We start from the raw sequence: 18,711 nt of genomic DNA, 5'->3' as shown, positions 1-18,711 counted from the left end.
TTACATATCTGAATTACTTATCTTCTACAGGCTTCCAATTTTTCAGGAACTCCTGCAAAGCCGCATCTGGCTTGCCAATTTTTACTTGTAGCGTCACATACAAGTTGCCTGCTGGGCGAGAGCCATGTGCCTGCACACCTTTGCCTCGCAGCCGCAGCACGCTCCCTGTATCCGAACCTGCTGGCACATTCATCTTTACCGTTCCGGTTGGGGTTGGCACCATAATAGCCCCACCAAGCACTGCGGTTTTAAGATCTACATCCAAATTTTCCCGCAGATCATTCCCTTCCCGCGTGTATGTGGGATCAGGCATCACGGTAACAGTAATCAGCGCATCCCCATCAGGGCCACCCTGCACGCCGGGTGCCCCTTTGCCACGCAGGCGCAGCACCTTACCGTCTTCTATCCCCGGCGGGATTGTCACATTAAGCGTGCTGCCTTCTGGCAAGGTAATACGAGATTTGCCGCCGTTCACCGCATCCAGAAAGCTGACCTTGAGCGTATAGGAACGATCTGCCCCTTTGCGTGGGCCAGACCGACGCGCCCGTGCGCCACCACCAAACATGCCCCCAAAAAGATCACTCAGATCTTCTTCGGTAAAGCCACTTGCGCCACCGGGACCACCGCTGTAGCGGAAGCCACCAGCACCACCGCCAAAATCATTAAAACCACCGCCACCACCAAAACCGGGATGACGTTCCTGCCCGGCGGCATCAATTTCACCCCGGTCAAAACGCGCACGCTTTTCTGGATCTGACAGCAGATCGTTCGCCTGATTAACGGCCTTGAATTCTTCTTCCGCTTTTTTATCATCCGGATTCAGGTCCGGGTGATATTTTTTAGCTAACTTGCGATAGGCCTTGCGAATATCATCTTGGCTGGCACTTTTGGAAATACCCAGCACATCATACGGATCACGCACGCTCATGCGGCACCTCCCTGCTTAGCGGGGCTGGAATCGGAAAAATTATCCGTATCCAACAGGCTCATAAGCAGAGCAATCACAACATCGCGGGAATACCCGGCCTGTTCTGCCTCTTTCACAAAAGCTTCCAGGCGGGGTTTAAGATATGCCTCCGCCGTTAAATTGTTCATAAATCACTTTCTCCATATCCCTGAAGGCCGCATAAAAAGAGCATGCATGTGCCCTCAGCTTTTTCATTACATTACTTATAATAATGGGAACGCTCGCAGGCGCGGTCAATGGATGCCCGGCACCATATGAATGGCTGATACCCAGATATCCCGCAGCCGCTAAAAGTAAGGCGTGGCATCTGGCGCTCATACTCTTTATAAAGCCCAGAACATAAGATAACGGCATCAACACACTTTGCTCATATTTATGCCGTTTAACCAAAATGATGGAGACACCGGTCATGGCTAACAAACCGCGCTTTTTTGATGATCTTGCCGGCGTGGCCGGTGGAGCTTTTTCTGCCCTTACAGGTGTGCGTGAAGAAATTCACGCTATTGTTCGCAGCCGCGTGGACGAAGTGCTGACAGGTCTGCAGGTTGTGCGCCGTGAAGAGTTTGAAGTGATGCGTGATCTGGCTGCCCAAGCCCGCATTGGCCAAGAAGAAGCCGAACGCCGCTTGGCTGCGCTGGAAGAACGCGTGACGGCTTTGGAACACAAACTCGCCCATAACACCGGTGAACATGGGCATCAGCACCACGGTTGAAGCCGCGCTTCCCCGCAATATTCTTTTCTGCCTTCCCGCAGGCACGGAGTACCCCCATGCCAGCATTAACCTCTGAAGCATCCGCCATGCTCACCAACCCGCTTGACCTGATGGAACAGGTGATTGGTGGACATGGGTGGACATTCGAACGCTGCACCCCCACGGAAATGGCGGCAGAAGCCCCTTCCCGCTGGTGTGATTATGGGTTGTTCTTTTCATGGTCTGCCGAACTGGGCGCTATTCTGTTTACCTGCGCGTTTGATCTTAAGGCAGCCCCCACACAGCATGCCGATCTGTATGAACTGATCGGACTGGCGAATGAGCAAATATGGGTTGGGCACTTCAGCCTAGACACAGAAGACGGCGTTCTGCTCTTTCGCCATGCGCTGCTGTTACGCGGCACACCAGCCGTGACCGATGTATTTGAAGACATGATTGATATTGCATTGGCTGAATGCGAACGCTTTTATCCTGCTTTTCGCTTTTTTCTGCACGCTGGGCTGGATGCCAAAACAGCGCTCGCAACAGCCATGATTGATTGTCAGGGAGAAGCATAGTGACAAACAGCCCCCTCCTGCCCTCTATTCTTTTGGTCGGTTGCGGTAAAATGGGCGGTGCCATGTTGGAAGGCTGGCTTGCGCGCGGATTAGCCCCTTCTGTAATTATGGACCGGCACCTTACGGAGCTTCCTGCGCCCCACCGTGTTGTGCGCTCTCTCGATGCAATTCCGGCTGACTTTGAACCAGATATTATTCTGGTTGCTGTCAAACCCCAAAAAGCTAATGGGGTTTTGGCAGAATTGGCCCAGCGCTTTCCGAACAGCACCCTGCTTTCCGTTATGGCTGGCCGCACCATTGCCAGCCTGCTGGCAGCTTGCCGGGAAGGAAATGCGGCGGCTTCTCCAGTTATTATCAGAAGCATGCCCAACACACCTTCTGCTCTGGGCGCTGGTATGAGCGGGCTTTATGCCCCCCCCGAAGCCTCTGAAGAGCAGAAAAAGCAGTGTGATCAACTCCTCAGCGCTGTAGGTGACACCGTATGGGTTGAACAGGAAGGGCTGATTGATTCCGTAGCTGCCATTTCCGGTAGCGGGCCAGCTTATGTTTTCCTTCTGGCGGAGCTTCTGGAACAGGCCGGTGTGGAACAAGGGTTGGATGCCACAACGGCTCGCACATTGGCACGTGGCACCATTTATGGTGCGGGGCAGATGTTGCACCAACTCCCAACCGATGCTGCAGAATTACGCAAGAACGTTACAAGCCCCGGCGGCACCACAGAAGCCGCGCTAAAAGTTCTTATGGCGTCCGATGCATGGCCACAGGCCGTTTCAACCGCCATTGCGGCGGCTGTTAAGCGCGCCAAGGAACTTGCATCCTGATTTTTGCCTTTATGCCCATTGAATATTATTTTTCTTTCTTCTCCCGCAGGTTTTTAAATGGACAATGATGATTTTGATGCAGCGCTGGTTTCATCTGCTCTAACGCTTGCTGCAGAACGCGGCTGGTCTGGCATTTCTGTATTGGATGCAGCGCGCGATGCCGGTCTTTCCTTGCGTGAGGCACGGCAGCGCTTTCCGCTTAAGGCTTCCATTCTGCTCCGTCTTGGCCGCATGGCGGATGATGTGGCGCTAGCTGATGATACAGTAAGCGGCAACACACGTGAGCGCCTGTTTGACCTGTTGATGCGGCGGCTGGATGTGTTTCAGCAATATCGCGATGGCCTTGGTTCTGTGCTGCGCAGCCTGCCTATGGATCCGCCCCTCGCTATTATTCTGGGGGGAGCCACGCTTGAAAGCATGCGTTGGATGGCAGATGCCGCTGGCATTAACGCCAACGGGCTAGGTGGCTTTGTGCGCGTGAACATGATTGTGGGCATATGGACCCATACTTTGCGCGCATGGGAAAAAGATGACAGCCCCGATATGGGCAGCACCATGGCCGCTTTAGATCAGGCTTTAGACAAAGCCGCCCGCTTTGGCCTCTTTCCCGCAGGTGATGAAGCAGCCTCTCTGGATGATGGATTGCCTGATCTGGAAGCTCTGCCAGATGCGGATTCCAGCTTCGCAGAAGGTCACTAATTCCGTCTTTTGATAAAGATCTGAAAAACACACTTTACGAAAGCTGCCAGTTTGCCTTAAAAGGGCGGCACTGGCAGCTTAATGCTGATGGGGCGTAGCCAAGCGGTAAGGCAGCGGATTTTGATTCCGCCATGCGGAGGTTCGAATCCTCCCGCCCCAGCCAGAGCTCAATATTCCCAAAAATTACCATTGTATTTAAAAACAGCACCTTGCGTTTGTTTTTGGCATTACATAAGAAATCTTACTTTCTTACACAGTAGAAATATTAATTTTTGATTTTATATTGTATAGATCCAAAAATATGTTCAGAATATTATATGCTGAAAGAGAAGACATTTTGCGGTGCTTTTCTTATACTCACACTTACTCTTGACGTTACGGAATATTCCTTTGTCTGATAGAAAACGCCATTGGCGCTTTTCCTTTTGCTCTATCAGACTGCCCCTGTTCTCATGACAAACCCTTCCACACCGTCTCCTTCACTTTTAAGGCAACAAGGTATTCCTGCTGTTCTAGGCGGAAGAACACTTTCTGCCTTTGCATCTCAAGTACAGGCGGTGGCCGTAGGGTGGCAGGTTTATGCCCTTACCCACAGCGCTGCTGCCTTAGGCTTTGTTGGGCTGGCACAATTTCTACCTATGGTGCTGTTTATATTCCCTGCCGGGCACGCAGCAGACCAACATAACAGGCAACGCATTGTTATTTTCTGCCAGGTGATTGAAGCGCTTGCGACAGCGTTTATGGCATATGCTTCTTTCTCTCACCATCTCACGTCCCTCATGATCTACGGGCTGGTGGTCATATTTGGCATCTGCCGTGCCTTTGAAGCACCTGCACAGCAAACCTTTCTGCCTTCTCTGGTTCCTCCAGCGCTCTTTCCCCGTGCAGCAGCTCTTTCTTCTTCCCTGTTTCAGGTCGCCTGTATCGCAGGGCCATCTTTGGGCGGATTGCTCTATGGCTTGGGGGCAGGCGTATGTTACGCGTTGTGTGCGCTCAGCTTTGCTATTGCTGCGTTTTGTACTTTTTCCATGAAATTGCAATTTCCAACCCGCGCCAAACAGCCTGCAACACTCGGTGCTGTTTTTGGTGGTATTGCGTTTCTACGCCGCAAACCCACCATGCTAGGCGCCATTTCTCTGGATCTGTTTGCTGTTCTATTAGGGGGAGCAACAGCCATGCTTCCCATTTTTGCAAATGACATTCTGCATGCAGGCCCTTGGGGGTTAGGCTTGCTGCGGGCTGCACCAGGTATTGGTGCATTATTGGTAGCGGCTGTTCTGGCGCGTCATCCATTAGGACGACATGCAGGCTTATGGATGTTTACGGCCGTTGCCATTTTTGGCTTTGCCACTATTGCCTTTGGTTTTTCTCGCTCCATTGCCGTTTCAGTTATCATGTTGGCGATATTGGGCGGAGCTGACGTAATTAGCGTTATGGTGCGTGGTGCATTGGTCCAACTTGGCACACCGGATGAAATGCGTGGCCGCGTTTCTGCCGTGAACATGCTCTTTATCGGTTCATCCAACCAGTTGGGAGAGTTTGAAAGCGGAATGCTCGCTGCCGCTATTGGTCCAGTCCCTGCTGTTGTTCTGGGTGGTATTGGCACATTGTGCATTAGCGGCATCTGGATGATGCTCTTCCCCGGCCTACGCAAACTAGATAGGTTGGAAAATATCACACCTGATCATTCCTGATAAAAAAAGAGCCTTGCGAAGCAATTCCGCAAGGCTCTTTTTCAAAGCTTATTCAGCTACCCAAATATTGAGGCTTAAACAGCCTTTTTCAGATTCGGGCTTGCTTTAAAGCGTACCGTTTTACCAGCTTTGACCTTCACCTGCTCACCTGTGCGGGGGTTCAAAGCCTTACGAGCTTTGGTTTTACGCACTGTAAAAGTACCAAAAGAAGGAAGGGTAAAACCGCCTTCGCGCTTCAGTTCTTCTACAATTGCATCAATAAGGTCATTCGCTGCCTGATTGGCGGCAACGCCGGTGCAGTTGATCGAGTCCTGGATCACTGCTGCAATAAAGGCCTTGCTCATGAAGTACTACGGCGTGTCGTCAGTTAAGCCCTGAGAGTGGCACGTGAGGGTTGTACTTTGTGTCTGCGTGTGCTGACTGTTTTCCCATTTTTTGGGGAGACAGACAGATGCGGCGCTATAGTTTACGCGATGACCAGTGGGAGCGGATAAAGGATCTTCTTCCTGGTCGAGAAGGCTATGTCGGCGGCACTGCGGTGAACAACCGTCTGTTCGTGGAGGCGGTGCTGTATCGCTATCGCGCGGGTATTCCATGGCGCGACCTTCCTGCCCGTTTCGGTGACTGGAAAAACGTGCACCGGCGTCTGCGCCGCTGGTGTGAAAGCGGCGTCATCGAACGGATATTTCGTTATCTGGCCGCTGATTACGACAACGAATACATGATGATCGACAGCACAATTGTCCGAGCGCATCAGCATAGTGCCGGAGCTCTCAAAAAAGGGGCACGGATCAGGCCATCGGACGATCACGAGGCGGGCTAACTACAAAGATCCATGCCATCTGCGACGCTCTGGGCAATCCAGTGGAACTCGGCATCACACCGGGACAGGATGCCGATATCACCCAGGCAGAACCACTTCTGGAAAACATCGAACCGGATGCTTTCCTTGCTGACAAGGCGTATGACGCGGACAGGTTGATCGATCGGCTGATACAGCGCGGGATTACCCCGGTCATCCCGCCAAAACGCAACAGAACGACACGACGGAAAACCGATTTTTCTCTCTATCGCGAACGGAACCTTGTTGAGAGGTTCTTCAATAAACTCAAGCAGTTTCGCGCTATCGCAACCCGCTACGATAAACTGAAATCGACCTTCCTCGCAGCCGTGCAGTTCGCCTCAATCATCATCCTGCTTAACTGACGACACGCCGTAACTCCCTTTCAGACAGAACTGTATGCACAAGAATTATTTGGCTATCATGCCTATGCTTTAAGGGCTTGTAGTCACATTTTGATGAAAAAACCAACTTAAAAAATGCAGCATCTTTTAAATTCTCCCGATCCTGTCAGCAAAAACGGATCATGTGACTTTTCAGACACAGGTTTGCCACCGGGGTCTGTGTGTCTTTTTGCTGCATTTGCACCAGACGGTATTTTACCAATTTTTACACGGTTTTACCTAAAAAACATTCTGGATTGCGGCTTTATTCTGCATCTGGTTCTTTCTGGTGAAACACCAGCAGACAAAGAAACCATTCTTTTCTGTAAAAAAAACAATATTCACGTCTGGCAGCGTCCTAATGGAGGAATGGACTTTGGAGCATGGCGTTTTTTGTTCGAAAAAAACGTTGCAACTAACTCCCCATATATACTTTTAGCGAACGACAGTGTCTTCGGGCCATTTCGGTCGCTTACCAACATGCTGAAACAAGCCCGTGCATATACGCGCCCCGCGTGGGGACCTGTTGCCTCACGACTTGTTACGCCGCACTTACAATCATGGTTTGTTGGACTTTCACAGCAGACACTACAAACAGCACCAGTGCAGCGCGTTTTCTCCCTACCCTTTGAACAAATGAGCCGGAATGAAATTATCTGGCATGGCGAGTTAGGTTTATCTGTTGCACTGCAAGAGGCTGGTATTCCCCTTCAGGCCGCCTGGAGTGATTTACAATCTCCCCTAGCTCGCTTTTTACCCACCAACCCTATGCACACGCACTGGTATTCCCTTGCTGCCTCTGGGCAAGTGCCTTTTATCAAACGCGAACTTTTACGCAACAACAGCTTTGCCATCTCGAATTTGCACCGATGGCCAGAGGTTATTCCATCAACCTGCGGGTTTGACCCACAATGGATTACAGAAAGCCTTTGCAAAAACGAATCCAGATCTGCACCAACTGCCACCACAACAAAAGGCCAAGCGCTTTATAATCTTATCAGCACAGCAGATAGCCTACGCTGGAAAGTAGGCCACCTGAAACGGTCTGCTCGTTAAACAGAAACATGCACCACTTCGCGCAGCCAACTCCCCAATTCCGCACTTTGCTGCTCAAACGTGGCAAGAGTAGCTTTGTTTGGGTTCACATAGTTCTGCATAAATCCGGGTGTATCCAGAAGGTTTTCTACCGCCATCTGCAAGGTTTCTGGCCTGCCATCTATAGGGATAAGGGTGCCATTCACCCCATCCTCAATATCCTCTGCCTGCCCGCCCGGAGCGGTAGAGATCACCCATACATCGCGCGATAATGCTTCACGCACAGTTAAACCATAGCTTTCCTTCCACTGAGAAGGAAACAGAAGCACATCAATACTATTGAAAAACGCGTCTATCGTTTCACGCGTATAAGCTGGAATTGTGGAAACCTGCCCCTGTGTTTTCCATGCTCCTGTGTAAACAGATTTGATACCAAGATTAAGCTTGTTATCAACAATAACCAGTTCCCAATCATCTCGTTTCAGCGCTTCAAAGGCACGCTTTACAAGAGAGTATCCTTTTATTTCTTCCGTACCGCCCACATAGCCAAACCGCAGCTTTTGGCCTGCTACTCGGGGCGTATGAGGAGATTTAGGCCACAAAAACCCGTTCCGGTTCACACGAATTTTGTCTGCTGCTATTCCATTCGCAATAAAAAGCGCACGGTGTTCGGCACTCGGGGTCAGCAGCAATGCCGCATGTTGCATGGCCGTTGTCATCAATATCTGACGATCAGCCAAATGCCGTGCATGGGGCACACAAAGCTGGCACGTGTGCAGATTGATTTTTTCTTGGAAGCAATAATGTCCATTGGCTTTTACCATGAACTGCCGTTCACACAGCCACCACGCATCATGCAGGGTAATCACGTAAGGAATATTTTTTTCCATACATACTCTTACACAGCCTAGCCCCAGCCCTTGTGTTGCATGAAAATGCACAACCGAAGGGCGAAAAGCCTCTACCCACTTTTTAAAGGCCTGCGTGGCATCGGTATTATCCAAACCAGCTACAGAATCATGATCTGAAGAAGTGAGAACACCCAGAATATCTGTATTTTCCATACAGTAGCGAATGCTGGATTTTCCACGTTCAGGCATAGCTGGACGGGACGTAAACACTGCAACCTTGGTGTTTTCCTGCCGCTGAAGCTGGCGTGTCATTTCTTCGGCAACAAACGTTGCGCCACCAAATGAGCGTGGCTCATAATAAATATTCGCGCATAAAATACGGAGTTCTGGTGCATGTTGAACATTCGGCTTGCCAAATACTGGCAACACCTGATTTTCCACAATAGCTTCTGGGCTGTAATGGCCCAGAACATCCTTACGCGCTTGATCGCCTATTGTGCTTCGTAATGTACTATCTGCCGCCAGCCTTAAAATAGCATCGCGCCATTCTGCATCTGTCTGCGCAACAAGCCCATTTTTGCCATCCTGCACAATCTGCATAAATGCATCACGCGGTGAACAGATTACTGGCAGGCTTAAAACAGCAGCCTCCAGAAATTTGATATTGCTTTTGGCATCATTAAAAATTGTTGGTTCAAGTGGCGCGATTGTAATATCTGCCTGCGCCAACAGCTTCATATAGGCTGCGTAATCCAGACCCGTTTGAGTTTGTACACGGTCACCCATCGCATCAAACTCCGATGGCAGAGTAAGATCGCCAATAATATGGAGTGTCAGCCGTGTATCTGCCTGCATGGCGGCAAGAATACCTGTTGCTGCCAACCTGAAATCTGCATCATGTGTGCGCGTGCCGGAACCATACACAATGCGTATTTCACGCTGCGTATCATGCTGGGGCACACCGTCCTGCTGAATAGCCGCCACTACATCCAGCGTCTGTTGATCCAGTGCATTCTCTATAACAACAGTGCGCTCAATTCCGGCTTTTTGCATAGCTTGAGCCAGCACACGCGTAGAAGCTATAGCCTTATCGCAAGACAACAAGCATTTACGAAAAAGCCGAACGCCAAAAAGGAGTTCTTCTTGCTCTAGCTTATCCAAAGTGGCCAGATTTCCATTCTGCTTATAATCTTCGGCAGAAAAGATAAGGTCATCCACCTCCCACCATGGAGAAAGTTCTAACCGCCTTGCTTCCTTAAGAAGCATTTCAACCGCTGGAAAAGCCGGAACACGATAAAAAATAACTTCTGTACAGACCTGAAGAGCTGAAAGAGCTTCTTCCGTTTCTCGCCAATCAACAACGTCTACAAGCCAGCCTAAAGAGCGTAGTTGCTCTTCTTTCTGCCAAACGCGGTATTTGGCACATTGGCGCAAAGATAACTCTGCAATAATGAGTATCCGAGGCGTAAAATCTTTCAATCGTTCCTGACTAATATGTGCAGAGTAAACCTGATTTATTTTTTCTTCATGCGTTAAAATACTTGTGGTTTTCTTGGACCTACCATCAGCATTTGTAACAACCGAGGCTGGTTTACGTTCAAATAGACGCTCAGCAGCACGGCCAATAGATGAACGTGCCAGACGGTGGGAAATACGAAACCGTATTCCCGCAGCACCTTCATCCTGATAAATTTCTTGCAGCCTATGGTAAACATCTGAGATTTTTCGACCGGTTGGTAGCTGACCCTTACTTAGATGGCGAACTATTCTTAACGGAGCCGTAAGACGCCAAGATAACGTATGCTGCCAGATGCTAAGTTGATGTTGTGATTGTGAAAGTTCATGCCGAAGGGAAGATGCTTCATGAGCTATGCCATCCATACGCATAGCCTGAATACGCATACTGGCCCGATAACTGGCGGTAAGCGCTTCTTCTGTAGATTGCTGCTTTTCAGGCGTGTCACACGGCAGTTTAGAATACGCCATAAGCTTTAATTCTTTCACAATACTTTAAGAATATCACACAATCTTTTTATACAACCTATTTCAAAAAGAAAAGCCGGACCATAAGGCCCGGCTTTCCTTTTAAGCAAGAACGTAAACCTGTTCTAAAGACTTACTTCAGACCAGAAAACTGGTTTTCGTTCAGGGTATCAACATTCACAAATGTAATCTGGCTGTGGTCAGACAGAGTAATTGTAGTGTTGTTACCGTTATGTGTTGCTTTATCCAGAACGTCTGCCTGGAAAGAAGCTTTAGTGTAATCGTAATCAACCAGCAGTACAGAGTTGTTAGCAGCGCTACCAAAGTCCTGAATGGTGTAATCGGCGCCAGCAACGCTGTTACGGAAACCGAACACGTTAGCTGCACCGCTACCACCTTCTAGGGTGGCATTGCCTACACCGGCAACCAGCGTATCGGAAGCCGTGCCACCAATGAAGGACTGAGTGCCTGTTGTGCCTGCGTTGTTACCGAATGCCTGGAAACCGAATGCAGAAGATGCACCATCCAGCGTTTCGTTACCATCGTTTGCAACGAACAGGTTGTTCGCACCAGCACCATTGATCGTGCCCTGCTGGCTTGCACCAACATGGATATCCAGCCCGTTAGAACCGAAGATGGTTGCGTGACCAGCCGTAATGGTAGTTTCGCCCGTGCCGCCGATAAAGGTGAGATTATCGGAAACATTGATCAGTGCAGAATCGGTGTTTTCGGTCTGCAGGTTACCATGAGCAGCGGAAATCGTGCTGTTCTGGCCACCTTCAACAGTGCCTGTAGCACCGGAGAAGTTGATGTAATCCAGAGAACCACCGGTAACGGTGGAAGCACCGCCAACCGTGATCTGCTGGCTACCATTGGCATCCACAACCAGGGAGTTGTCAGACAACTGAACCGTGGAGCTGCTGCCAGACAGAGTAACGCTCTGGCGGCCAGCGGTTGCTGTAATGGTGTCCTGGCCATCGGAATGAACATAGTTCATGCCCGAACCCAGATCTATGGTGTTGTGGCCCAAACCAGCAGAGATGGTGTTGTTCCCTGCACCACTGTTCACTGTGTCATCACCGTTACCGGTCATGATGTTCCAGTTACCAGCGGTGGACAGGCTATTACCTTCGAACAGGTTATCGCCAGAACCAGCCAGGAACTGGCCGCTCTGATCACCTGCACGGAAAGCAATACCTGTATTGGTGCCACCAAGAACTGTCATGTTTTTGGCGGTGCCGCCATATGCATTCACGTTCACCCAGCCATCAAGAGCTGTACCGGGCTGTGTGCTGGCATCGGAACCAATGCTCAGATGCTCAACATCACCTGCAACGCGGTAAGAACCTGCAGAAGTGATAACCCCATAGCCGGCCTTATTGCCATCGCTAAAGGTTGTATCGCCAGCAGCAAGATTCTGTGCATCAAGAGTACTGATGACTGAATTCAACTGGTTCGACAGGTCAGTGGCCTGGTTGTACAGGGCCGAATTCTGTGCGCCGTCTACGGTAACCTGAACATTACCGGACGCACCGACAACCGTGATAATCGGCATGTATCCGTCCTTTATTCTTACATTTTGCCGCGCTAGCCAGAAATTCCAACCTGCCTACGGCAATCTAACGCTATCTTTTCCTGCTTCGCAAAATACTGCACGAAACGCAAGCAGATTATAGTGTTATTACCTAGCTAACAGCTGATATTGCAGAGCATTACCAACCGTTTGCACTGTAAGAACTTTCCTTCCTTGATGAAATAAAAAAACATCCGATCTATAGTGACAAATATTTATAATTTTCTCGATCGCTGTATAAAATAGCCCATTAATATTGTTTGCAATTTTTTATCTTTATCAATGGACTCGTGTCAGACATATGCCTGTACCGTCTTTTCCCCTTCTTGAATCTCTCTCATCAGTGGAGGATTCTCCACTTTTCACTCCTGTCGTACTCATACCAAATAGTACATGTGGGTGTGAAAATATCCCTTTTCTGACGTGGATTCTTAAAGAAGATTTTTTTAGTGGATTATTATTAATTGCAAGCAGCCTTTCCGTTAGGGAAACATTAAGTTTTAGTTTCAATCTGCATCCCTCAGCTTTCCAGCTTACCTTCCAGACGCATTTTCCATCTTCAATCACGCAGAATAATCTGGCTATTTATATTGCTACCAGCATGTGGAAGTCGGCAGAATCTATCCAACAACTTCTCAACTCCGCCCCCAAAGGCACTCTCCTTCTATTGGAAGGTATAAAAGACTCGTCTCATGCAGAAGCATGGAATCATCTTTCCGGCCTCTTTCCAGCCTTTGCATTCTCACAGGGAAATGGGTTGGGCGTTCTAGCCATTGCAGAGATTCCCTGCCTATTCCCATTGCTCACGCCGGATTCCCAACTTTCAGATGCGGAAAAAACTGCCAAAAATCTGCTGCGTGAACGCTTCGCCTTTGCTGGAAATTTCTGGTTCAACAAAACACTTCTAACGACCGCCAATTCCCAGATAAATACGCTCAAACAGGATCTGGTACAAACACGTAGTCACGTTTTCTCCCAGCACATGCTGACGCACTATGAGAACAATCAGAGCGCACAGAAAAACCAACAGGCTCTTATTCAAGAAAAACAAGAGATTACAGACCGCTTAGCAAAATTTGTTGACGCAGTTGAGCAGAGAGAACTCTGTTACCAGCAACAAACAGAAGCTCTTAACAGCCAGATAAGGGCGCTAAGTACATATATAGAGTCATTAAAACAAACCTACTCCTCTTACACCCAGCACATTCATGATTTGTGGAGCCGGTTCGCGCAGGAGGTTCTTGACCGGACTGAAGCGCAAAATGCGCTTAAAGCGTATCTCTCAACACCTTCCGGCATTATCCGTTCTATTGCTCGCGCCTTGGTAAAAGGGGTGGTTGTTCCATATGTGCCAGACCTACCCCAACCACCTCAGGTAGAACCCCTGCCTCACCCTCCTCCGGCTCCACAACCTCTCTTACTTGAGCACAGTTCAACTGTGGCTCTTACTTTTCCTGAAGTTCCAGAACCCACTCCCGTTTCAGCCGCCATTCCCCTTTCACGGTCTGCTGGTTTCAATGTCCTTTTTGTTGCTGGTGAACCAGATTCCCCGGGCGTAAATTACCGCTGTATCCGCAATGCAGACGCCTGTTCTCTTGCTGGTTTTCCCGCACAATGGAAGCGCTGCGCAGACGTTGGCCCAGATGATATCAACTGGGCAGATGTCATGGTTTTGTGGCGTGTGGAATTCAGTGGTCATGTAGACATCATGCTGCGGCTGGCACGAGAACAGAACATTACCATTATTTTTGATACAGATGACCTTACATTTATTCCCAGCCTTGCTCGTATGGATATCATTGACGGCATACGCAGTATCGGCGCGACAGAACAACGTATTGAAACAGTCTTTACAGATATGCAGCGCACCCTTTTGCGCACAGATATTGGCTTTGCTCCAACAGATACCTTAGCAGATGCCATGCGAGTGTATCAGCCTGTTACCTATACTCTGCCCAATACATATAATGCAGAATGCTTGGCTTTAAGCCGCAAAGCATATCGTATGTGCCAGCTAAATCCTGCTGAACAGATCATCCGTATCGGCTACGCAACAGGCTCGCGCACACATCAGAAAGACTTTGCTCAAGTTAGTGGTGTTCTTGCACGCTTATTACAGGAAAAACCCAACCTCCGGCTTGTGCTCTTCCGTGAAACAGGAAACCATCGGCCCGTTCTGCTCATGAACGAGTTTCCTGAATTCGAACCTGTGCGTGACCAGATAGAATGGCGAGACATGTGCTCCTTGCCTGCTCTTCCTTCTGAACTGGCGCGCTTTGATATTTCAATTGCGCCGCTTGAAACACAGAATCCATTCTGTAACGCCAAAAGTGAATTAAAATTCTTTGAAGCCGCCTTAGCTGGCGTGCCTTCCATTGTTTCCCCAACCGCGCCCTTCCGCCAATGCGTAGAAAACGGCCGCACAGGCCTGTTTGCCTCCACGCCGGATGAGTGGGAAACCGCATTACGCACACTTATTGAGAACCCAGATTTACGCCATCGTATGGCGCGCGATGCCTATCATGCTGTCATGTGGCACTTTGGCCCCCAACGTCAGGCCATTCTTCTGGGCACTATTATGGAAAGCCTGAAGGGAGAAAAACAGGCCGCCCAAACCGCTGAAATGCAGATTGCTCGTGGCAATTACTTGGCGCGCAACCTACCGGGTATTCCTGAATGTAACGTAATGTTCCTGCATGATGCTCTGCAAGAAGCAAACGTTACCGTTATTATTACATCTTATAACTACGAAAGCTTTATTCTTGAGGCGCTAGAATCCGTTCGGCTGCAAACCATCCCAATCCTTGATCTTGTTGTTGTTGATGATGGATCCACAGATGAATCCATCAGCCTGATCAAAAGCTGGATGGAAAAACAGACGGCGCGCTTTAATCGCCTTGTTCTGCTTCAAACCAATACCAATGCAGGGTTGGGCGGTGCACGTAACTGTGGCGTTACCTATGCTGAAACCCCATTCTTTCTGCCGTTAGATGCAGATAATCGGCTTTTACCGCATGCCTGTGAAACACTCCTCAACGCCACAGATGGTTTAACCGCTTACGCCTACCCAATTATTCAGCAATTTGGAGACCCTGCCCAACACCCAACATTGGGGCAGGAACCTTTCCGCCCCATGCAACTGGTTGCTGGGAATTACATTGATGCTATGGCGCTGGTAGCTAAATGGGCATGGGCTGCCGCCGGTGGTTACTATGTTAGCCGGGATGCAATGGGATGGGAGGATTATGACCTCTGGTGCACCATGGCCGAATACGGTTTACGCGGCACTCATGTGCCAGAAGTTCTGGCTGAATATCGCGTACACCAAACATCCATGACCAACAATGTGACAGAAAAAATGGCGCATAAACAGCGCGTAGTCTCATTGGTAGAAGCACGCCATCCGTGGATCAGGCTGGTGCAAAAAAGCGCCAAACAGCGTGAGGTTACGATAAGCTAAAAATTACGAATAAAAATGCTGAGCCCACAAGCAGGTAGACTGTTTGTGTGGCTTAGGTTTTGGCTTTATGAAATAAGCCAAAAAAAAACAGAACTCCATTTCTGGAATTCTGTAAACCGCTCTGATTTTCTTGAGAAAATCTGGAGCGGGCGATGGGATTCGAACCCACGACCCCAACCTTGGCAAGGTTGTGCTCTACCCCTGAGCTACGCCCGCATTGGATGGGCTCCTTTTACGGATGATCATTTAGATTGGCAAGAGGGAAAATGAAAAAAATGCCTGAATGTGCATTTTCTTTCTTCCGCCCTGTCCTTCTTGTGTTGGAAAGGGCTGTTGGTGCTTTTCAGCCTGTGCTGATACTGATGCTCAAACGCTTTTGCGCCGCAAGGAAGGAAAACCGTGTCTGCTTCCATGTTCCGATCCCTTTACCATCAGGGATTTGCCCGCGTAGCCGCCTGCACCTTGCCCGTAGCACTGGCAAACCCGGCCATAAACGCACAGCGTATCTTGGAATCTGCCTCCGCATCTGCCGCAGATGGTGCAGTTTTGTGTGTATTCCCTGAACTGGGGCTATGCGGATATACGCTGGAAGACCTGCTGCAACAGGAAGCCCTTCTGGCAGAAACCAGAAAAGCTCTTCTTTCCTTGGCTCAGGCTTCTGCCACGCTGTGCCCTGTGCTGGTAGTGGGCGCCCCCCTGTTATGGAAGAACGCGCTTTATAACTGCGCAGTTGTTATACATTCCGGCAAAATTCTGGGTGTGGTGCCTAAAAGCTATATCCCAAATTACCGCGAGTTTTATGAGGCACGGCACTTTCGCCCAGGCGCAGATATTCGCGGGCAGACAATAGAGATTGATGGCCATACCGTACCATTTGGGGTGGACCTCCTGTTTGAAGCAGAAGATGTACCCTCGTTTTGCCTAAGTGTAGAAATTTGTGAAGATATGTGGGTGCCTATCCCGCCTTCGGCACATGCTGCACTGGCTGGCGCCACAATTATTGCCAACCTTTCAGCTAGCGACATTACAGTTGGCAAAGCAGAAACCCGGAACATGCTGTGCCAATCGCTTTCTGCCCGTAACATTGCTGCCTACCTTTATACTGCTGCGGGAGAAGGTGAATCCACCACGGATCTGGCATGGGATGGCCAAACTGCCATTTTTGAAAATGGCACCTTGCTTACCGCGAGCGAACGCTTCCCCTCCGGCGCAACCACTGTAATTGCCGATGTGGATCTGACACTTTTGCGGCAAGAGCGCCTGCGTATGGGAAGCTTTGCTGATGCAGCACGCCAAGAAAATACAGAGATATGGCGGCGCATTCGCTTTACCTTAGCGCCTCCTTCTGCAAACCTTGGGCTCAAACGTCCCCTTTCCCGCTTTCCATTTGTGCCCGCTGCTCCAGAGCGCTTGGCGCAGGACTGCTTTGAAGCCTTTACCATTCAGGTATCAGCTCTCAAGCAGCGCCTTAAAACAAGCGGCGTTAAAGCCATGGTTATCGGTATTTCCGGTGGGCTGGATTCTACGCACGCCCTGTTGGTGGCTGTACGTGCAGCGGATGAATTGGGCTGGCCGCGCAGTGCCGTGCGGGGCTATACAATGCCCGGCTTTGGCACCACGGATAAAACCCTTGCAAGCGCCAATGCACTAATGGCCCAACTGAACATCACGCACGAAACGTTGGATATTCGCCCTGCTGCGGAACTGATGTTGCGCACCATGCGGCACCCTTATGCAGATGGGCAGCCCGTGCATGACATTACATTTGAAAATGTTCAGGCAGGTTTGCGCACGGATTTCCTGTTCAGGCTTGCTAACCAGCATCATGGTATTGTTATTGGCACAGGAGATCTTTCTGAACTGGCGCTGGGCTGGTGCACCTATGGGGTGGGCGACCAAATGGCGCATTACAATGTGAATGCAGGGTTGCCTAAAACACTTATCCAGCACCTTATCCGCTGGTGCATTGCTTCGGGCCATTTTGCCACGGCTGTTGGCAAGGTGCTGACAGATGTTCTGGCCACAGAAATTTCCCCCGAACTCATACCCGTTGGTGAAAACGGCCCACAAAGCACAGAAAGCATTATAGGCCCTTACGCTCTGCATGATTTCGCGCTGTTTTACATCCTGCGCTACGGTTTCAGCCCATCACGCGTGGCCTTTCTGGCAGAACAGGCTTGGCAGGATGCCTCAACGGGCCAATGGCCTCCGGGTTTTCCTGCATCAGAACAAAAAAGCTACGACCTGCCCACCATTCGCCACTGGCTGGAAACATTTGTGCGGCGCTTTTTTGCAACCAGCCAGTTCAAACGCTCGGCCATGCCAAATGGTCCTAAGGTCATGCCCGGCGGTAGCCTTTCCCCCCGCGGAGACTGGCGCGCGCCTTCCGATGGCAATGCCCGCCTCTGGCTGGATGATCTGAAGCAGAATGTGCCCGAAGCCTGAGCCACAAAAGAAGGTTTCTACCCACCGCTGCCCAGATGGCGTTACGCCCCATCTTGGGCTATACTGGCCAACATTATGAAAGCATCGCGCCAAGCCACCATCCATCGCGTTACAAGCGAAACCGATATCGCCATTACCCTTGATCTGGATGGATCCGGGCAGGCCGATATTCAAACCGGACTCGGTTTTTTCGATCACATGCTTACGGCATTAGCCAAGCATGCCCTGTTTGATCTGAACGTAACCGTGAAGGGTGACCTCTATATTGATGGTCATCATAGTGTTGAAGATACAGGCATTGCCCTTGGCATGGCCCTGAAGCAGGCATTGGGAGACAAACGTGGCGTGCGCCGTTTTGGCCATGCCCTTGTGCCGCTGGATGAAGCTTTGTGTGAAGCCGTGGTTGACCTTTCCGGCCGGCCGTTTCTGACATTTGAAGCCACGTTTACCCGTGATCGCATTGGGGACTTAGACACCGAACTGGTAGAAGAATTTTTCCGTGCCTTTGCCATGTCCGCCATGCTGACGCTGCATCTGAGAGAAAAAGCTGGCAAAAATTGCCACCATATTGCCGAAGCCGCGTTCAAGGCACTTGCGCGGGCACTGCGCATGGCTGTGGAACCAGACCCACGGGCGCAAGGCAGCATTCCTTCCACCAAAGGCGTGCTATAATTTTTTATACGGGTTATT

At 50.0% G+C, this 18,711-nt stretch carries 15 protein-coding genes and 2 tRNA genes; 11 read left to right on the top strand and 6 right to left on the bottom strand.

Features of this window, described 5'->3' with window-relative positions; translation table 11 throughout:
• Positions 1–13: 13 nt before the first annotated feature.
• Positions 14–928 (bottom strand): DnaJ C-terminal domain-containing protein, encoded by a 915-nt coding sequence (locus ABNV41_RS00270; protein WP_050818878.1) that lies wholly within the window; start codon positions 926–928, stop codon positions 14–16.
• A complete protein-coding gene (locus ABNV41_RS00265) occupies positions 925–1,095 on the bottom strand; it encodes a hypothetical protein (RefSeq protein WP_003623324.1) in 171 nt (56 codons plus the stop codon). Before ABNV41_RS00265 ends, ABNV41_RS00270 begins: the two co-directional genes overlap by 4 nt.
• A 281-nt stretch (positions 1,096–1,376) precedes the next feature.
• On the opposite strand from ABNV41_RS00265, the gene ABNV41_RS00260 reads away from it, so the two are divergent.
• From ABNV41_RS00260 to ABNV41_RS00235, 6 genes are all read left to right on the top strand, one after another.
• Entirely contained in the window at positions 1,377–1,679 is a 303-nt protein-coding gene (locus ABNV41_RS00260; RefSeq protein WP_050818882.1) for an accessory factor UbiK family protein, read from the top strand.
• A gap of 56 nt (positions 1,680–1,735) precedes the next feature.
• Positions 1,736–2,236 (top strand): YbjN domain-containing protein, encoded by a 501-nt coding sequence (locus tag ABNV41_RS00255; protein WP_050818884.1) that lies wholly within the window; start codon positions 1,736–1,738, stop codon positions 2,234–2,236.
• The gene (gene proC, locus ABNV41_RS00250) at positions 2,236–3,057 is read left to right on the top strand and encodes a pyrroline-5-carboxylate reductase (RefSeq protein ID WP_080986724.1); all 822 of its coding nucleotides are present in this window, start codon (positions 2,236–2,238) and stop codon (positions 3,055–3,057) included. The genes ABNV41_RS00255 and proC overlap by 1 nt, the downstream gene beginning before the upstream one ends.
• A 57-nt stretch (positions 3,058–3,114) precedes the next feature.
• Entirely contained in the window at positions 3,115–3,756 is a 642-nt protein-coding gene (locus ABNV41_RS00245) for a TetR family transcriptional regulator (protein WP_050818885.1), read from the top strand.
• An 88-nt stretch (positions 3,757–3,844) separates the two neighbouring features.
• A tRNA-Gln gene (locus ABNV41_RS00240) sits at positions 3,845–3,919 on the top strand.
• 289 nt (positions 3,920–4,208) lie between these two features.
• On the top strand, positions 4,209–5,450 hold the full coding sequence (locus ABNV41_RS00235) for an MFS transporter (protein WP_087651648.1): 1,242 nt from the start codon (positions 4,209–4,211) through the stop codon (positions 5,448–5,450).
• Positions 5,451–5,524: 74 nt separating this feature from the next.
• Here the strand turns inward: ABNV41_RS00235 and ABNV41_RS00230 are convergent, their stop codons facing one another.
• Positions 5,525–5,794, bottom strand: a complete 270-nt coding sequence (locus ABNV41_RS00230) for an HU family DNA-binding protein (RefSeq protein WP_003623313.1) — start codon at positions 5,792–5,794, stop codon at positions 5,525–5,527.
• A 107-nt stretch (positions 5,795–5,901) separates the two neighbouring features.
• Here ABNV41_RS00230 and ABNV41_RS00225 point away from each other — a divergent pair.
• Both ABNV41_RS00225 and ABNV41_RS00220 read left to right on the top strand, forming a co-directional pair.
• Positions 5,902–6,656 (top strand): IS5 family transposase gene (locus ABNV41_RS00225; RefSeq protein ID WP_087651418.1). Its coding sequence is split into 2 segments (ribosomal slippage): positions 5,902–6,241 and positions 6,241–6,656, totalling 756 coding nucleotides; the frame shifts between segments, so codons are not numbered across the junction.
• A gap of 114 nt (positions 6,657–6,770) precedes the next feature.
• Positions 6,771–7,730 carry a rhamnan synthesis F family protein gene (locus ABNV41_RS00220; RefSeq protein WP_050818887.1) on the top strand — a complete coding sequence of 320 codons (960 nt, stop codon included), beginning with the start codon at positions 6,771–6,773 and terminating at the stop codon, positions 7,728–7,730.
• On the opposite strand, the gene ABNV41_RS00215 is transcribed toward ABNV41_RS00220, so the two are convergent.
• Together ABNV41_RS00215 and ABNV41_RS00210 are read right to left on the bottom strand one after the other, a co-directional pair.
• The gene (locus ABNV41_RS00215) at positions 7,727–10,546 is read right to left on the bottom strand and encodes a glycosyltransferase (protein WP_349934834.1); all 2,820 of its coding nucleotides are present in this window, start codon (positions 10,544–10,546) and stop codon (positions 7,727–7,729) included. The genes ABNV41_RS00220 and ABNV41_RS00215 overlap by 4 nt on opposite strands.
• A 130-nt stretch (positions 10,547–10,676) precedes the next feature.
• The gene (locus ABNV41_RS00210; RefSeq protein WP_050818891.1) at positions 10,677–12,098 is read right to left on the bottom strand and encodes a hypothetical protein; all 1,422 of its coding nucleotides are present in this window, start codon (positions 12,096–12,098) and stop codon (positions 10,677–10,679) included.
• Positions 12,099–12,417: 319 nt separating this feature from the next.
• On the opposite strand from ABNV41_RS00210, the gene ABNV41_RS00200 reads away from it, so the two are divergent.
• Positions 12,418–15,576, top strand: coding sequence for a glycosyltransferase (locus tag ABNV41_RS00200; RefSeq protein ID WP_050818893.1), 3,159 nt, complete (start codon positions 12,418–12,420; stop codon positions 15,574–15,576).
• Between the two features lie 141 nt (positions 15,577–15,717).
• Here ABNV41_RS00200 and ABNV41_RS00195 read toward each other — a convergent pair.
• Positions 15,718–15,792, bottom strand: a tRNA-Gly gene (locus tag ABNV41_RS00195).
• Positions 15,793–15,987: 195 nt separating this feature from the next.
• Here ABNV41_RS00195 and ABNV41_RS00190 point away from each other — a divergent pair.
• A complete protein-coding gene (locus ABNV41_RS00190; RefSeq protein ID WP_050818895.1) occupies positions 15,988–18,021 on the top strand; it encodes an NAD(+) synthase in 2,034 nt (677 codons plus the stop codon).
• A 75-nt stretch (positions 18,022–18,096) separates the two neighbouring features.
• On the top strand, positions 18,097–18,693 hold the full coding sequence (gene hisB, locus ABNV41_RS00185; protein WP_050818896.1) for an imidazoleglycerol-phosphate dehydratase HisB: 597 nt from the start codon (positions 18,097–18,099) through the stop codon (positions 18,691–18,693).
• The last annotated feature ends 18 nt before the right edge of the window (positions 18,694–18,711 follow it).

This window comes from Acetobacter sp. A11-2 (assembly GCF_040208445.1).
Lineage (GTDB): Bacteria > Pseudomonadota > Alphaproteobacteria > Acetobacterales > Acetobacteraceae > Acetobacter > Acetobacter oryzoeni.
Note: the sequence above shows the minus strand (reverse complement) of the source record. Positions and strands in the feature narration are given on the sequence as shown.

Excerpts from the sequence above, each read along its gene's own strand:
- ABNV41_RS00270 (WP_050818878.1), bottom strand. The coding sequence starts at position 928 with ATGAGCGTGCGTGATCCGTATGATGTGCTGGGTATTTCCAAAAGTGCC.
- ABNV41_RS00265 (WP_003623324.1), bottom strand. The coding sequence starts at position 1,095 with ATGAACAATTTAACGGCGGAGGCATATCTTAAACCCCGCCTGGAAGCT.
- ABNV41_RS00260 (WP_050818882.1), top strand. The coding sequence starts at position 1,377 with ATGGCTAACAAACCGCGCTTTTTTGATGATCTTGCCGGCGTGGCCGGT.
- ABNV41_RS00255 (WP_050818884.1), top strand. The coding sequence starts at position 1,736 with ATGCCAGCATTAACCTCTGAAGCATCCGCCATGCTCACCAACCCGCTT.
- ABNV41_RS00245 (WP_050818885.1), top strand. The coding sequence starts at position 3,115 with ATGGACAATGATGATTTTGATGCAGCGCTGGTTTCATCTGCTCTAACG.
- ABNV41_RS00235 (WP_087651648.1), top strand. The coding sequence starts at position 4,209 with ATGACAAACCCTTCCACACCGTCTCCTTCACTTTTAAGGCAACAAGGT.
- ABNV41_RS00230 (WP_003623313.1), bottom strand. The coding sequence starts at position 5,794 with ATGAGCAAGGCCTTTATTGCAGCAGTGATCCAGGACTCGATCAACTGC.
- ABNV41_RS00220 (WP_050818887.1), top strand. The coding sequence starts at position 6,771 with ATGCAGCATCTTTTAAATTCTCCCGATCCTGTCAGCAAAAACGGATCA.
- ABNV41_RS00215 (WP_349934834.1), bottom strand. The coding sequence starts at position 10,546 with ATGGCGTATTCTAAACTGCCGTGTGACACGCCTGAAAAGCAGCAATCT.
- ABNV41_RS00210 (WP_050818891.1), bottom strand. The coding sequence starts at position 12,098 with ATGCCGATTATCACGGTTGTCGGTGCGTCCGGTAATGTTCAGGTTACC.
- ABNV41_RS00200 (WP_050818893.1), top strand. The coding sequence starts at position 12,418 with ATGCCTGTACCGTCTTTTCCCCTTCTTGAATCTCTCTCATCAGTGGAG.
- ABNV41_RS00190 (WP_050818895.1), top strand. The coding sequence starts at position 15,988 with ATGTTCCGATCCCTTTACCATCAGGGATTTGCCCGCGTAGCCGCCTGC.
- hisB (WP_050818896.1), top strand. The coding sequence starts at position 18,097 with ATGAAAGCATCGCGCCAAGCCACCATCCATCGCGTTACAAGCGAAACC.